This window comes from Pseudomonas sp. A125, from assembly GCF_055409485.1.
Window position 1 is genome coordinate 72344 of sequence record NZ_JBUZVP010000013.1, and the last position, 15214, is coordinate 87557.

At 59.5% G+C, this 15214-nt stretch carries 13 protein-coding genes; all 13 read left to right on the top strand.

All coding sequences use genetic code 11. The features are described 5' to 3' along the window. Window positions 1–310: 310 nt before the first annotated feature. The 13 genes from tssA to icmH are packed head-to-tail and all read left to right on the top strand — an operon-like array spanning window position 311 to window position 15212. Window positions 311–1864: a type VI secretion system protein TssA gene (gene tssA, locus ACZRN6_RS18735; protein WP_322144707.1), complete on the top strand. Its 1554-nt coding sequence runs from the start codon at window positions 311–313 to the stop codon at window positions 1862–1864. 32 nt (window positions 1865–1896) lie between these two features. Beyond that, a complete protein-coding gene (gene tssB / locus ACZRN6_RS18740; protein WP_322144708.1) occupies window positions 1897–2394 on the top strand; it encodes a type VI secretion system contractile sheath small subunit in 498 nt (165 codons plus the stop codon). A gap of 27 nt (window positions 2395–2421) precedes the next feature. After that, window positions 2422–3897: a type VI secretion system contractile sheath large subunit gene (gene tssC, locus ACZRN6_RS18745; RefSeq protein ID WP_464008488.1), complete on the top strand. Its 1476-nt coding sequence runs from the start codon at window positions 2422–2424 to the stop codon at window positions 3895–3897. Further along, window positions 3894–4319 (top strand): type VI secretion system baseplate subunit TssE, encoded by a 426-nt coding sequence (gene tssE, locus ACZRN6_RS18750; RefSeq protein ID WP_322144710.1) that lies wholly within the window; start codon window positions 3894–3896, stop codon window positions 4317–4319. Before tssC ends, tssE begins: the two co-directional genes overlap by 4 nt. Then, window positions 4309–6084 (top strand): type VI secretion system baseplate subunit TssF, encoded by a 1776-nt coding sequence (gene tssF / locus ACZRN6_RS18755; RefSeq protein ID WP_322144711.1) that lies wholly within the window; start codon window positions 4309–4311, stop codon window positions 6082–6084. Before tssE ends, tssF begins: the two co-directional genes overlap by 11 nt. Continuing rightward, window positions 6048–7055 carry a type VI secretion system baseplate subunit TssG gene (tssG, locus tag ACZRN6_RS18760; RefSeq protein ID WP_464008489.1) on the top strand — a complete coding sequence of 336 codons (1008 nt, stop codon included), beginning with the start codon at window positions 6048–6050 and terminating at the stop codon, window positions 7053–7055. Before tssF ends, tssG begins: the two co-directional genes overlap by 37 nt. A 12-nt stretch (window positions 7056–7067) precedes the next feature. Next, a complete protein-coding gene (tssH, locus tag ACZRN6_RS18765) occupies window positions 7068–9632 on the top strand; it encodes a type VI secretion system ATPase TssH (RefSeq protein ID WP_322144713.1) in 2565 nt (854 codons plus the stop codon). Next, the gene (locus ACZRN6_RS18770) at window positions 9632–11164 is read left to right on the top strand and encodes a sigma-54 interaction domain-containing protein (protein ID WP_464008490.1); all 1533 of its coding nucleotides are present in this window, start codon (window positions 9632–9634) and stop codon (window positions 11162–11164) included. The genes tssH and ACZRN6_RS18770 overlap by 1 nt, the downstream gene beginning before the upstream one ends. Before the next feature lie 33 nt (window positions 11165–11197). Then, the gene (locus tag ACZRN6_RS18775) at window positions 11198–11329 is read left to right on the top strand and encodes a type VI secretion protein TagU (RefSeq protein WP_322144715.1); all 132 of its coding nucleotides are present in this window, start codon (window positions 11198–11200) and stop codon (window positions 11327–11329) included. Window positions 11330–11347: 18 nt separating this feature from the next. Further along, window positions 11348–12529 carry a type VI secretion system-associated FHA domain protein TagH gene (tagH, locus tag ACZRN6_RS18780; protein ID WP_464008491.1) on the top strand — a complete coding sequence of 394 codons (1182 nt, stop codon included), beginning with the start codon at window positions 11348–11350 and terminating at the stop codon, window positions 12527–12529. 5 nt (window positions 12530–12534) lie between these two features. Continuing rightward, entirely contained in the window at window positions 12535–13017 is a 483-nt protein-coding gene (gene tssJ, locus ACZRN6_RS18785) for a type VI secretion system lipoprotein TssJ (RefSeq protein WP_464008492.1), read from the top strand. A gap of 1 nt (window position 13018) precedes the next feature. Further along, window positions 13019–14347: a type VI secretion system baseplate subunit TssK gene (gene tssK / locus ACZRN6_RS18790; RefSeq protein ID WP_322144718.1), complete on the top strand. Its 1329-nt coding sequence runs from the start codon at window positions 13019–13021 to the stop codon at window positions 14345–14347. 4 nt (window positions 14348–14351) lie between these two features. Continuing rightward, complete coding sequence (gene icmH / locus ACZRN6_RS18795) at window positions 14352–15212, top strand: type IVB secretion system protein IcmH/DotU (RefSeq protein WP_464008493.1); 861 nt, start codon at window positions 14352–14354, stop codon at window positions 15210–15212. Window positions 15213–15214: the final 2 nt, after the last annotated feature.

Sequence of the window (15214 nt, forward strand, 5' to 3'; positions counted from 1 at the left end):
TTTAGTTGATTTTATTTGCGCAGTGGTGCGCAGTTAGTTGCTCATGTTGTTGCACGTTTTTATCTGCGGATTTGGCGTGATATACAACAAAATTGTTTGTTCTGGGTGTGCAAGTTGTTGCGCATTACTCAGGTTTTTATTTTTGTAGGACATTCCTTAACCGGCGCTCCGTGGCTTGAATAATGCTTTTTTCATGGATAAGGTTCGTGTCTTCTCGCCGGGAAGGCAAACTTTAAACAGTGTTCTAATGCGTGCTTGAGTTTTCATTAGTTCGCTGAATATTTCCAGGAAAGTAAAAGTGCGGCCCACCATGGTTTATTCAGACAGGCTTTCCGATTATTACTTGGAACTTGCACAGGCCTCATGCTCGAAAGCAAGTTATGCGGGCGCTGATATGCGTTTTTCTACTGAATATGAAGCGCTTGAAACCGAGCTGGGCAAAGCGCACTCCATACATGGTAACAGTCAGCCTGACTGGCAATGGGTTGTGGAAAAAAGCGAGACTCTTTTACGCCACCACTCCAAGGACTTGCGGGTTGCTGTCTGGTTGACCTGGGCATTGCATCAGCGCGAATCCTTCCCCGGGTTGCTCGCAGGCCTCGGCCTGTTGCGCTACCTCTGCGAGCATCATTGGGCGGTCGTGTATCCGGGCAAGCTACGGACCCGAAGTGCCGCATTCGGCTGGATGGTCCCACGCCTCGATCAGGTGCTTGCACAGAACTTTTCGATCAAGGACCAGCGGCCCTTGTTCCATTGCATGCTCGAGCACCTGGCCCGCCTGGATGAGCTGTGGACCGAGCACCTGTGCGAAGAAGCGCCCTTGTTGCTGCCGATTCGCCGGCAGTTGGCGGACAGGTTGCAGCAGGCGACTCAAAGCGATCCTGCATCCGGCAATACCGTGGGGGTGATCGCCCAGATCAAGCAGGTGGCAGCTCAATTGCTGGCGCCCGAGCCGGTGGTGGATAACGAAAAGGATGCCCACAAACTGCTGCGCACACTGCAGGAGAATGCCCGGCCCTTGTCTGCCTGGTGGCAGCGCCAGAATGCCACCGACCTGCGGGCGCTGCGCCTAAACCGAACGTTGACCTGGCTGGCTATCACTCGCCTCCCGGACTGTGACAACGAACAGGTCACGCCTTTGCGAGGCCCGACGCCGGAGAAACTCAAGCGTTACCAGGAGCGCTTTGCCCAAGGGCAATTCGCCGACCTGTTACTGGAGCTGGAGGCCAGCCTGGCCTGTGCACCTTTCTGGTTTGACGGTTTGCACAGGGCTTGGGAGTGCCTGCAGGCGCTGCAGGCCGATCTGGCAATGAACGAGCTGGAGGTGCACTTCGCCCTGCTGCTCCAGCGTTTGCCCGGGCTTGTCCAGCTGCGCTTCCATGATGGAACGCCGTTTGCTGATTCCGCCACGCGCGGCTGGATCAACACCCAGGTTGTCCGCCATCTGCATTCCCCGGCACCGGCCAAGTCTGCGCTTGATGCCCAGGCTGCGCCTTGGGACGAGGCATTGCAGGACGTTATGCCCATGCTGCGCAAGGAGGGCTTCAAGGCCGCCGTGCGATCCCTCAAGCAAGGCATGCAAACCGCGACGGGTGATCGTGCCCGGTTTCATTGGCGGCTTGGCCTGGCCAGGTTGTGTGTGCTGGCGGGCAAGCATGACCTCGCCAAAGTCCAACTCGACCATCTGGACCACGAACTGCATCACTCGGGATTGCAACGCTGGGAGCCCGAGCTGGCGGTTGAAGTGCTGCAACTCTTGTACGGCTGTTGTGACGTCCTGCCACAAAATCATGCCGTGCGTGAGCGCAAGGAAGATGTCCATCGCAGGCTGTGCCACTTCGATCTTGAAGCGGTACTTGAATAGGCTTTCGAGCCACCCGAAAAAGGAGAAACACCATGGCCAAAGAAGGTTCGGTAGCCCCCAAGGAACGTATCAATATCACGTTCAAACCTGCCGTCGGCACTGCGCAGGAGGAAGTCGAGCTGCCGTTGAAACTGTTGGTGCTTGGCGACTTCACTCAGCGTGAAGACCTGCGCAAGCTCGAAGACCGCAAGCCCGTGGGCATCGACAGGAACAGCCTCGATGAGGTACTGGCCAAGCAGGCGTTGAACTTGACCATAAGCGTCCCCAACCGGCTCCAGGACTCTACCGAACTCGATGAGCTGGCCATTCAGGTCAGGATCAATTCGATGAAGGACTTCAACCCCGCGCAGTTGGTTGAGCAAATACCCGAGCTGAAAAAACTCATGGAGCTACGTGATGCCCTTGTGGCGCTCAAGGGGCCGCTGGGCAACACGCCGAGCTTTCGCAAAGCCATTGAAAACGCCCTCGCCGATGACGAATCCCGCGCCCGGGTATTGGCTGAATTGGGGCTGGGCAGCCCTGCCGTATGACTCCCTCAGTAAAAGGACACTGACACCATGACTACTCGCCAAAGCCCGTTGCATGTTCCATCAGCGGATGAATACAGCATTCTCGACAACATCATTGCCCAGACCCGCCTCAGCGCAGACGATGAGGCCTACGGCATCGCAAAACGCGGAGTCGCGGCATTCATCGAGGAACTGATCAAGCCGCAAAACAAGGACGAGCCAGTCAAAAAACGCCTGGTTGACCGGATGATTGCCGAGATTGATGCGCGGCTCAGCCAGCAAATGGATGAAATTCTTCATCATCCTGAATTCCAGTCGCTGGAGGCATCTTGGCGCGGCTTGCAATTGCTGGTTGAGCGCACCGACTTTCGTGAAAACATCAAGATCGAGATGCTGAGCGTGTCCCGGCAAGACTTGCTGGACGACTTCGAAGACTCACCGGAGGTGACTCAGTCCGGGCTTTACAAACACATCTACAGTGCCGAATACGGCCAGTTCGGCGGCCAGCCGGTAGGCGCAATCATCGCCAATTATTTCCTTTCCCCCAGTGCACCAGATGTCAGGCTGATGCAGTACGCTTCCAGCGTGGCCTGCATGGCCCACGCGCCGTTCATTGCGGCGGCGGGCCCAGGATTCTTTGGCCTGGAAAGCTTCACGGGCCTGCCAGACTTGAAAGACCTGAAAGACCATTTCGAGGGGCCGCAGTTTGCCAAATGGCAGAGCTTTCGCCAGAGCGAGGATGCCCGTTACATCGGCCTTACGGTGCCGCGTTTCCTGCTGCGTACCCCGTACGACCCGATTGATTGTCCGGTCAAGACTTTCGCCTATCAGGAAGACGTTGCCAACAGCCACGAGCACTATTTGTGGGGAAACACAGCGTATGCGTTTGCTACCCGCTTGACCGACAGCTTCGCCCGTTTTCGCTGGTGCCCGAACATTATCGGCCCGCAAAGTGGCGGCGCGGTGGAAGACTTGCCGCTGCATCACTTCCACAGCATGGGCGAGATCGAAACCAAGATTCCCACCGAAGTACTGGTGTCCGATCGACGTGAATACGAACTGGCGCAAGAGGGCTTCATTGCCCTGACCATGCGCAAGGGCAGTGACAATGCAGCGTTCTTTTCCGCCAGTTCGGTTCAGAAACCCAAGTCGTTTGGAATCAGCGCCGAAGGCAAGGCTGCCGAGCTGAACTACCGGCTGGGCACCCAACTGCCTTACATGATGATCGTCAATCGCCTGGCTCACTACCTCAAGGTACTGCAGCGTGAACAGTTGGGGTCGTGGAAAGAACGCACCGACCTGGAACTGGAACTCAACAGGTGGATCCGCCAATACGTGGCCGACCAGGATAACCCCAGCGCCGAAGTGCGTGGTCGGCGCCCGCTTAGGGCAGCACGCATTGTGGTCAGTGATGTCGACGGGGAGCCCGGCTGGTACCGCGTCAACCTGAGTGTTCGCCCGCATTTCAAGTACATGGGGGCAGACTTCACCCTGTCTCTTGTCGGCAAGCTCGATAAAGAATGAGCCGAGGCCACGTGACTACCCAAAATCTCAGCCTGTTCGAACGCCTGGAGTCCGGCGTGGGACGTAGCCAGCAGGGCTGCGTCGTGGAGTCCGTGGCCAACCACCTGGCGAAAATGCTCAGTACCCGTGTGGGCAGCGTGCAAACGCTACCGGATTACGGGTTGCCTGACCTGAATGACATGCGCCTGAGCCTGCATGACTCGTTGAGCCAGGCGCGGTTCCTGATCGAGCGCTTTATCCAGGCCTATGAACCACGCCTAAAGGATGTATGTGTCAAGGCATTGCCCGGCAGTCATGACCCGCTGGCCCTGGCTTTTTCCATCGAGGGCGAAATGCAAGTCGATGGCCTGACGCAAGCGGTGGCCTTCTGCGCAAGCCTGGCTCACGGCGCACAGGTTGAGGTCAAACCCAATGTCGTTTAACCGCTATTACCAGGGCGAGCTGAGTGCACTGCGGCAGTTGGGCAAACGCTTCTGCGAGCGCAACCCGGCACTCGCACCGTTTCTTGGTGACGCCAGCCAGGATCCGGATGTGGAGCGGTTGCTTGAGGGGTTTGCATTCCTCACCGGTCGCTTGCGTCAGAAGCTTGATGACCAGCTGCCGGAGTTGAGCCACTCATTGATGCATTTGCTGTGGCCCAATTATATGCGGCCGCTGCCGGCGTTCAGCATGCTGCAGTTTGATCCGCTCAGGCGCACAGGCCCTGCCATCAGGGTCGAACGGGATACACCGGTGGAAAGTGTTGCGATCAACGGTGAGCGTTGCCGTTTTCGTACCTGTTATCCGACGGATGTCCTGCCGCTGCAACTGGCCGCCCTGGGGTATTCGGTACAGGGTGAGGGGGCTTTGCTTTGCCTACGTCTGGAAATGACGGCAGAAGGGAACATCGGTGAGTTGGCATTGGACTGTTTGCGTCTGCATCTGGCGGGCGAGAAAGCCGTCAGCCAGGCGCTTTACCTGGGCCTGTTGCGTCACCTGGAAGGAGTCGAGCTGCTGCCTTTGGGGGGCGATGGGCTGCCGATTGTCGGCGCCGACGGTGAGGCTATTGCGTTGCATCTGCCCACTGACCAGATCAGCCCAGTGGGTTTTTCCGAGGATGAGGCACTGATCCCTTATCCATTGAATACCTTCCGTGGCTATCGCCATTTGCAGGAGTACTTCGCCTTTCCCGACAAATACCTGTTTGTTGAGGTAGGCGGTTTAGGCGCGCTCAACCGATCGCCGGTGGAGCTGCTCAAGCAGGTACGCGGCCTGGAGTTGCGCTTCAACATGCGTGGGCGCGGGCTTGAGCGATTGATGCCCACCCTGGATAACGTGAAGTTGTATTGCACGCCTATCGTCAATCTGTTCAAGCACGACGGCGTGCCGATTCGTCTGGACGGCAAGCAGGACGAATACCTGTTGTTGCCCGGCGAATATGCCAGGGGTAACTGCAGTGTGTTTTCCGTCGACAAGGTCACCGGATGGCGGCCAGGAGGCCTGGGTTACCAGGAATATGTGCCGTTCGAGTCGTTCGAGCATGACCTAGGCAGCGGTTCTCCCAGCTATGGCGTTCGCCAGCGGGCATCACTGCACTCTACCGGCATGGACACTTGGCTGAGTGTAAATCAGCGCCGGGCGCACGATCCGGAAACCCTGTCGGTGGAGCTGACCTGCACCAACCACAATCTACCTCGCTTGCTGCAGGTCGCAGACATTAACCAGGCCTGCGAGCAGACGCCCGAGTTTCTTTCGTTTCGCAACATAACGGCGGCAACCCCAAGCTTTGCGCCCCCCCTGGACACTGACTTCCTGTGGCGACTGATCAGCAACATGTCGCTCAACTATTTGTCACTGACCGATATCAACGCCTTGAGAGTCATTCTCGAAACCTACGACCTGCCGCGTTATCACGACCGACAGGTGGAGAAAATCAGCAGGAGGAGGCTTGCCGCACTCCAGTCGATCAGCCATCAGCCGGTGGACCGATTGCACCGTGGCTTGCCATTTCGCGGCTTGCGGGTTGACCTCACCATCGATCCAGAAGGCTATCTGGGGGAGGGCGATGTGTTTGTCTTTGCCTCGGTACTGAATGAGTTTTTCGCACTGTACGCAAGCCTCAACTCGTACCACGAGCTACGAGTCATCAGCACACAAGGAGACGTGTACCTATGGCCACCCCGGATGGGCCAGCAGCCCCTGCTTTAACTGCATTATCCAGAGGGATTCGCGAGTACTCGGTGTTTCAGGCGGTCGCGCAGATCATCGAGCGTTTACGCACGGCACACCCTTCGCTTGACGAGGAGGCGCTGTATGACCAATTGGAGTTCCAGGCCAATCCCGGTTTTGGGTTTCCCGGCAACGATATTGATCATGTGGAGTTTTTTAAAGAACACGGCCAATTGCGGGCACGGCTTCGCCTCAACGTACTGGGGCTGTTTGGCACAGGATCACCGCTGCCGGCGTTCTATGGCGAGCAAGCCTTTACCGAGGTAGCGGGCGGTAATCCGACGCGTGACTTCCTGGACCTTTTTCATCATCGCCTGCACCGGCTGATCGTGCCGATCTGGCGAAAATATCGTTATCAGGCGCGTTTTAAGACGGGCGCCCGCGACCCATTTTCCGAGCAGATGTTTGCGCTGGTGGGCCTGGGCGGCAATGCGATTCGCAGCGCCGCTCAACTCGACTGGAAGCGTCTGCTGCCGTACCTGGGGCTGCTGAGTCTGCGTGCTCATTCCGCCGCACTGATTGAGAGCGTGCTGCGTTATTACTTCAAGCACAGTCGGCTGGTGATCGAGCAGTGGGTCGAGCGCAGGGTAGTGATCGCCCAAGAGCAGCGTAATGACCTTGGTCGCACCTATAGCACGCTGGGTTCTGATCTGGTCCTGGGGGACAGCATCATCGACCGCAGCGGCATGTTCAGGGTGCATGTGCTGGCATTGGGCTGGGAGCGGTTTCACGATTTCCTGCCCACCGGGGCGGGTTACCAGCCCTTGTGTGCGCTCGTACGTTTTACCGCCCGCGACCCCCTGGAATATGACGTGCGATTGGCGCTGGCGCAGGGCGAGGTCCGCCCGTTGCACATCGGCGAACACAATGTCTGCCGCCTGGGCTGGACCAGTTGGCTGGGGCATGAGCGGGCAGACGGCGTAGTCACCTTGGCCAGTAAAACTCATTAGGGATTGATGGATATGATGAACGTGGATCTGCAACAACTTATCCAGGCATTGACGGCACCCACACGGCGCGACCTGGAACGCTGCGCCGAACGTTGTGTCACCCGTGGCGGTGGCGAAGTCCTGGTGGAAGACCTGCTGTTGACCCTCCTGGAGCATCCCGAAGGTGTACTGAAACGTGCGCTGCAGGATGCGGGCGTGGATGCCGGCGAATTGCAGGCAGTTCTGCAACCCCGGACCGACCTGAGCGCTTCGCGCAACCCGGTGTTTTCGCCCGCCCTGGTGCAATGGTTGCAGCAGGCGTTGCTGGTTGCCCATCTGGAGTTGGGCCGACGAGACGTGGAGCACGGTGCCTTGCTGCTCGCGTTGTTGCGCAATCCGCTGCAGCACGCGGGCAGCCATTACCAGGTGGTGTTGAGCAAGCTTGATGTGCAGCGCGTGCTCGGGTTTCTCTTGAGTGAAAGCACTCGGACGCCGCTAGCTGACGTGGGGAGTTCGTTGCTGGAGCGCTTTACCCATGATCTGACTCGACAGGCTCGGGACAAAAAACTCGACCCCGTGCTTTGTCGCGATAACGAGATTGGGCAGTTGATCGACACCCTTGCTCGGCGGCGCAAGAACAACCCTATTCTTGTGGGCGAGGCGGGTGTGGGGAAAACCGCAATAGTCGAGGGCCTGGCCCTGCGGATCGTGAACGACCAAGTGCCGCAGGTGCTCAGGGACGTGCGTCTGCTGACCCTGGACATGGGTTTGCTGCAAGCCGGTGCCAGCATCAAGGGCGAGTTCGAACGTCGTTTGAAAGGCTTGATCGACGAGGTTGGCGCCTCGCTGCAACCGGTCATCCTGTTTGTCGACGAGGCCCACACCCTGGTCGGCGCAGGCGGCCAGGCCGGCAGTTCCGATGCTGCCAACCTGCTCAAGCCCGCGTTGGCACGGGGTGAGCTGCGCACCATTGCGGCGACGACCTGGTCGGAGTACAAAAAATACTTCGAGAAAGACCCGGCGTTGGCGCGGCGTTTCCAGCCGGTGCTGGTGCACGAACCGACGGTTGACGATGCCGTGACGATCTTGCGTGGGTTGGCCCCGGTGTATGAGGCCAGTCATGGGGTTTACGTGCGTGATGATGCCGTGGTTGCGGCAGCGCAGTTGAGCGCTCGCTACTTGACTGGCCGCCAGTTGCCTGACAAGGCGGTGGACGTGTTGGACACCGCTTGCGCCCGGGTGCGGATCAGTCTGGTCGCGGCGCCCGAGGAACTGCAACGGTTGCGTGCCGAGCTGGCCGAGGGCACCCGTCAGCAACTCGCCGTGCGCCGCGATGCCGACGCGGGGCTGACCATCGATGAGCCAGCGTTGCAGCAACTGACACTGCGCCTGGAAGACTTGGAAACCGCACAGTTAGAACTCGAACAGCGCTGGGCCCACCAGTGCGACCTGGCCGGGAACGTGGTCTCGCTACGCCAGCAACTGGCCGAAGCCCGCAACGCCGGTGAAGACATCGAAGGTCTCGAGCGGCAACTTGCCGAAAACCATCAAGCCTTGCAGGCGGTGTCGCACGAGCAGCGACTGGTCAGTTTCGAAGTGTGCCCACGGTTGGTGGCGCAGGTGATCAGCGCCTGGACGGGTATCCCGCTGGAGCAATTGGCCCTTGAACACCGCGCAAAGATCCTGAACTTTGCCGCGGATTTACGCGCTCGCATCCTCGGCCAGGAGGGCGCCGTGCAGGTCCTCGATCGCTGCCTGCGTGCTGTCGCCGCCGGTGTGAACAGACCTGATGCTCCCGTAGGTGTATTCCTGTTGGTGGGCCCCAGCGGAGTGGGCAAGACAGAAACTGCCCACGCCCTGGCAAACCTTTTGTACGGTGGCGAGCGCTTCGTCACTACCATCAACATGTCGGAGTACCAGGAGAAACACTCCTTGTCCCGGTTGATCGGTGCGCCGCCGGGTTATATCGGTTACGGAGAGGGCGGGGTACTGACTGAGGCGGTGCGACAAAAGCCCTATTCGGTGGTGCTGCTCGATGAGGTCGAGAAGGCCGATCCGGACGTCCTGAACCTGTTTTACCAAGTGTTCGACAAAGGGCTTGCCAATGATGGCGAAGGCCGGGAAATCGATTTTCGCAACACCCTGATCCTGATGACTTCCAATCTGGGCAGCGAACGTATCACTGAGCTGTGCGCCGACGGGCAACGACCGGATCTCGAGGTACTGCACGCGGCTATCTGTCCGGTCCTGACGGCTCATTTCAAGCCGGCGCTGCTGGCCCGCATGGGAGTGGTCCCGTATTACCCGGTGACGGGTGTGGTGCTGCACCAGTTGATTGAACACAAACTTCGGCGCCTGGGGCATCGCCTGCTTCAACGCAAGCTGGCATTCAGTCACACCGAGGAATTGGTCGCACACATGGCCGAGCGCTGTAGCCACAGCGAAAGTGGCGCGAGGTTTGTCGACCAATGGATCGAGGCGAACCTGCTGCCCCAGGTGGTGGATCGACTGCTGGATGCGATGGCCGTCGGCAGCTCCCTGCAGTTCGTCCACGCCAGGCTGGCTCCCAACGGCACCGTCCTCTGTGAGTTCAACTGATGGCGGACAATCTGTTTGCCCAATTGCCCAACCCGCTGGACTACGCCGCTGCCTTGCTGGGATGGTTTGCCCGACTGGGTATTGAAAGCGACGAAACCACATTGGCCGGGGATTTTTCGGCCGCTGCCGCGCAGTTGAGCGGGTGCGAGCTTAGCCAGTTGTACCTGCTCGACCAGGCTACCGGCCGCCTGGAGCTGGCTGCCCAGCATTTGCCGGGCGTGTTGCTGCCGGATGACGTTGCGAGTCCGGGAGCGGATTTCAAGAACGAGCAACTGTTGCAATACGTTCTGGAACAGAACCGTGCACTCAACTTCACCGGGCCAGGCAGCAGTGTGTATGACACGGGTTTTCTGCCGGCGGTCGCGTCACACTGGCAGTCACTGCTGTGCCTGCCATTGCTGGGTCAGCACAAACAGGTTTCAGGCGCCTTGTTGTGTGCCAGCCAGCGAGTAACGGAACTGGCTGGCCACGTCGCCTCCTTGGGGCATTTGGGCAGTTTTGTGGTGAACCAGCTAGCAATGTTGCGTCGAACGCGCCGGGCTCCCGGTGCTTTGAAGGCAGTTCGCGGCACTCCCGGTACCAGCGCCTATGGCTTGATAGGAAACAGCAAGGCCATGGACGAAACGTGCCGCCTGATTGGCAAGGTCGTGCACAGTCCCTACACCGTATTGTTGCGGGGAGAGACCGGTACCGGAAAAGAGGTGGTGGCCCGGGCCATTCATGCTGCGGGGCCACGTAGCAAAAAGGCATTCGTGGTGCAGAACTGTGCCGCGTTTCCCGAGGGTTTGCTCGAGAGCGAATTGTTCGGCTACCGCAAGGGCGCGTTCACAGGGGCCGAAAGAGATTACGCGGGGCTGTTTGATACGGCTCACGGCGGCACGCTGCTGCTTGACGAAATCGGTGATATGCCGCTGTCACTGCAGGCCAAGTTATTGCGGGTGCTCCAGGAAGGCGAGATCCGGCCGTTGGGTGCCAATACCGCCCACAAGGTTGACGTACGGATCCTTGCGGCGACCCACCGTGACCTCACGAGCATGGTGGCCGAAGGCAGTTTTCGCGAGGATCTTTATTACCGGTTGGCGCAGTTTCCTATCGAGTTGCCGGCGCTGCGTCAACGCGATGGTGACGTGCTGCAACTGGCCCGGCACTTCGCCGATAAAGCCTGCGCAATGCTGGGGCGGGCACCGTTGGGTTGGTCAAGCGCGGCTCTGGATCAAATGTCCAGCCACAGCTTCCCCGGCAATGTTCGCGAGCTCAAATGCATGGTGGAACGGGCGGTGCTGCTGTGTGATGACGAAGTCATCCTGCCTGCGCACCTCTCGCTTTCGTCAGGCCTGGCCGCCCCGGTTGTTGACGCGACGCTGCGCCAGCGCATGGAGCGGGTCGAGCGGGTCGTGCTGATCGACTGCCTACGCAAGAACCGTGGCAATCGCACCCGTACCGCCCGTGAACTGGGCCTTGCCCGGCGCACGCTGCTGTACCGCCTGGCCCGTCTGGAGATTCCCTCTGGCGACGTCAAGGGCGAGTGCTGAATGGCGCGCCCCTCAAATTATCGGAGATACCTGATGCCTGTTAGTCAGTGGCAAGCCTTGGCGCTTGTGTTGTTTTTACTGGGTGGCTGTAACACCAACCATGTCTTCGACGACGGTGAGTACCGCCCGCTGGGTGATCTGAAGTCCACCGGCCGTGGCCAGTGATCGTGAGGGAGTCTCGCCATGCAACTAGTGTTTGAGGTGTGCCCTGCGGGGCATCCAGAGTCTGTGCCGAACCAGCGCAAGACCTTCAACGGCATGGGCGGCGTCATAGGCCGGGGGGCCGCTTGTGACTGGATCCTTGCTGACGGCAGCCGCCAGCTTTCCAGTCGCCACGCAGTGGTCAGTTACCGTGACGGCCGGTACTTCCTGGCCGACATCAGCAGTAATGGAACCCGCGTCGCCAGCAGCGGCGAGCGTCTGCGTGAAGGGCAGGGGCACCCGATAGAGGACGGCACGGTATTTCAACTGGGGCCGGTGAGTATTCGCGCACGGCTGCTCAACCCGGCCACGGGGCCGGCCCCGGACGGCTTGCACACGCTGATTCCCGATGATGCCTTCCTCGAACTGGATCCGGTGCGGGCACTGGCCAGCGAACTGCAGACCCGGGACGAGTCGCAGGAGTTGGCCGCGCTGGCCACGACCAGCCACGCGGCATTGCAGTGGACGGACCACGCAGCGGTGGACAGGGATCATCTGACGGTTCCCGAACTGGTGGAGCCTGTGCGCGAGGTTGCCCAACCCCTGCAATCGTTGCCTCAAAGCCCAGGCTGCGAGCCATTTTGGTCGGGGTTTGCGCAGGCACTCGGTATCGACCTGGGCACCCTTGATGAGCCGGCAAGAGAGGCTCTGGCGATCAAGGCTGCGGGATTGCTCAGGCAAATGACTGAAGGGTTGCAACAGTGTCTGAGCACCCGCAACGAGCTTAAACAAGAGTTGAAACTGCCACTTACCCTTACGGCACTCCAGGGTTCCAATGCCCTTAAAGACAGCGCCGACGCCAGCACGGCCCTGGGGTTGCTGTTGGGCACCGACCAGTTGGGGCAAGTGTTCGCCGAGAGGGTTGTCGCAGGGGCCTACCGGGACATACAGGCGCACCAGGTCGCGCTGCTGGCGGCCTGTCGTGCGGCAGTACGCGGGACGCTGACGGCCTTTGCCCCCGGTCATTTGCTCCTGTGCTTCGAGCGCCAGGCAAAGCCCCCGCTGATTCCTCGGTGTGGCGCCCGCTGGCGGGCGTATCAGCGCCATTATCAAGCGCTGATCGAAGACGAGCAGTTGAGTGAACGCCTGTTAGGCAGCGACTTCACCAAGGCCTACGAGGAGCAGATTCGTCTGGTCTCAACCCTTCACCGTTATCCAGGATGACCATCATGTCCCGAGTCACTGTTGCATTGTTGTGCGCTGTACTGGGTTTGCTGGGTGGCTGCTCATTGTCACCGTTTTCGAAGCTGACCAAGCTGGACCTGACACTGACGGCCAGCGAGCGGGTCAACCCCGACCTCCATGGTCGGCCATCGCCAATCGTGGTGCACCTGATGGAGCTTCGGCACCCCGTAGCATTTGAGCATGCAGACTTTTTCAGCCTATACAGCCATGGGGCGCAAGCCCTGCCCAAAGACCTGGTAAACCTCGAGGAGTTGGAGCTGCGTCCCGGCGATCAGACCAAGCTCAAACTGAGCCTTGAACCGGGCAGTCGCTACCTCGGCGTGCTGGCGGCCTACCGGGATTTGCCGCACTCGCAATGGCGCTACGTGTTGCCAGTGACTGCGCAGCAATTGACGCATACCGAACTGGTCCTTGATCAGGCCGGTATTCGGTTGGCAGCTCCACACTCAGCCAGGGCGGGCGACTGACATGCACAGCCAAAAGGTCATCTGGCAGGAAGGCATGTTGCTGCGCCCCCAGCATTTTCAGCAAAACGATCGTTATCACGATCAGCAACTCAAGCGGCGAACCCTGTTGTTGTGCCGTCATGCCTGGGGTTTCCTGGCCCTGGAAATCGATGTGCAATACCTGAATATGGGCAAGGTAGTCGTCAACCAGGCCAGCGGAATACTGCCCGATGGCAGCCTGTTTGAGCTGGGCGGGGCCACGGAATCGCTGGTGCTGGAGGTTCCGGTCAATACCGCAAAACAGGCGGTTTACCTGGCGTTGCCATTGGCCACCCGTCACTGCGTTGAAGCTCGTCGACCCGAGCAGGTCGATGTTCTGGCACGCTACAAGACCCTTGAGGTAGAGGTCAGTGACTCCAACGCCGGAGAAGACTCTCCTCGTCAGGTAATTTGCGGGCAGCTGGATTTTCGCCTGCTGCTGGGCGAGCAACAGAGCGACCAGTACTACGTGAAACTCAAGGTCGCTCAAGTGCTGGGTTGCACTGAGGAGGGCGTCAGCCTGGATGCTGACTTTACCCCGACCTTTATCCACCTGCATGGCTCCGGTTACCTGCTGTCTTGCCTCAAGGAGGTGATCAGCCTGCTTGCTTGCCGGGGGGATGCCATCGCCGAGCGGATCCGCGCCAACGGCAGCGCCGCGGGCGCGGAGGTCGGTGACTTCCTGATGTTGCAATTAATCAACCGCAGCGAACTGGTGTTGCGTCATTACCTGGGGCTGAGGCAGGTCAGCCCGGAAGCCCTGTACCAAACATTGCTGTCGATCCTGGGTGAACTCGCAACGTTTGCCAGCGACAGCAAGCGTGCGTATTTCGAGGAGCGGTACCGGCACAGCGACCAGGGCGCCAGCTTTCGACAGTTGATGGCGCCGCTTCGCAGCCTGCTGTCGAGAGTGCTTGAGCAGCATGCCGTCGAGCTTGTGTTGCAGCCTCGTCAGTACGGCGTATTGGTGTGCCCGGTAAGTGATCTCAACTTGTTGGGTTCAGCAACCTTCGTCCTGGCCGCCAGCGCCCATTGTGACTCCGAGGAGCTGCGCCACCGGCTTCCGGCACACCTCAAGGTTGGCCCGGTAGAGCGGATTCGCGAACTGGTCAACCTGCATTTGGCGGGCATCAAGATCAAGCCGCTGCCGGTGGCTCCCCGGCAGATTCCGTTTCATGCCGCAAAAACCTACTTCTTGCTCGAACTCGGTGCGCGTGACATCGAGCAACTGAAGCATTCAGGAGGGTTCGCCTTCCACGTCAGCGGCGAGTTTGCCGAACTGGAACTGAAGTTCTGGGCCATCAGGAACTGAGACCATGGACAGGGAATACCCGCAGGACGAGAAAACCGTCCTGCTCGACCGACAGGGGCAAGGGCCGGCACAGGGGCCGATAACCGACTTTGCATCGCCTCCGCGTTTTGAACAATTGGACGACCGGATGATTTACGCCGCCCGATTGCAGGGCGCGGAGCACTTCAACGTTGGCCTGAATAATCTAGTCGCGGCTGCCTGGGAGTTGCTGTCCGAGGTGGTTCGGCTCAAACGCAGTACCGCTCAGGAAAGCCTGCGGGCACTCAACGAACGGCTGTCATCGGCGGTCACGCTTTTCGAGACCCGGGCGCGGCATGACGGCGCGCAAAGCAGCGAGGTCATGGCGGCGCGGTATGTGCTGTGCAGTGTGATCGACGAGGCAGTGGTCACAACACCATGGGGCAACCAGAGCGATTGGTCGAAGATGAGCCTGCTGAGTAGCTTTCACAATGAAACCTTCGGCGGCGAAAAGTTCTTCCAGTTGCTTGAGCGAATGTCGAGGGACCCTTTCAAGCACTTGGCGATGCTGGAGTTGATGTACTTGTGCCTGTCACTCGGGTTTGAGGGCAAGTACCGGATCATGGAACGTGGGTTGATGCAGCTTGAACAGGTTCGGGATGCACTTTACCGGCAGATCCGGCATGTACGCGGTGAACCTCCTCCCGCGTGTGCACCGCCGTCCAGGCCGAGTCAACAGCGCCAGAGGTCGCTGAGGATGGTGCCGGCATCCTGGATCGCGATGTTTGTCGTGGCCTGCCTCGTAGGCCTGTATTCGGGGTTTGCCTGGGTACTTGGCGAGCAGCGCGAGACGGCGCTGCAACCGTATCAACTATTGGCGCCGGATCTTTCCCGGACGCCTCTCTAATC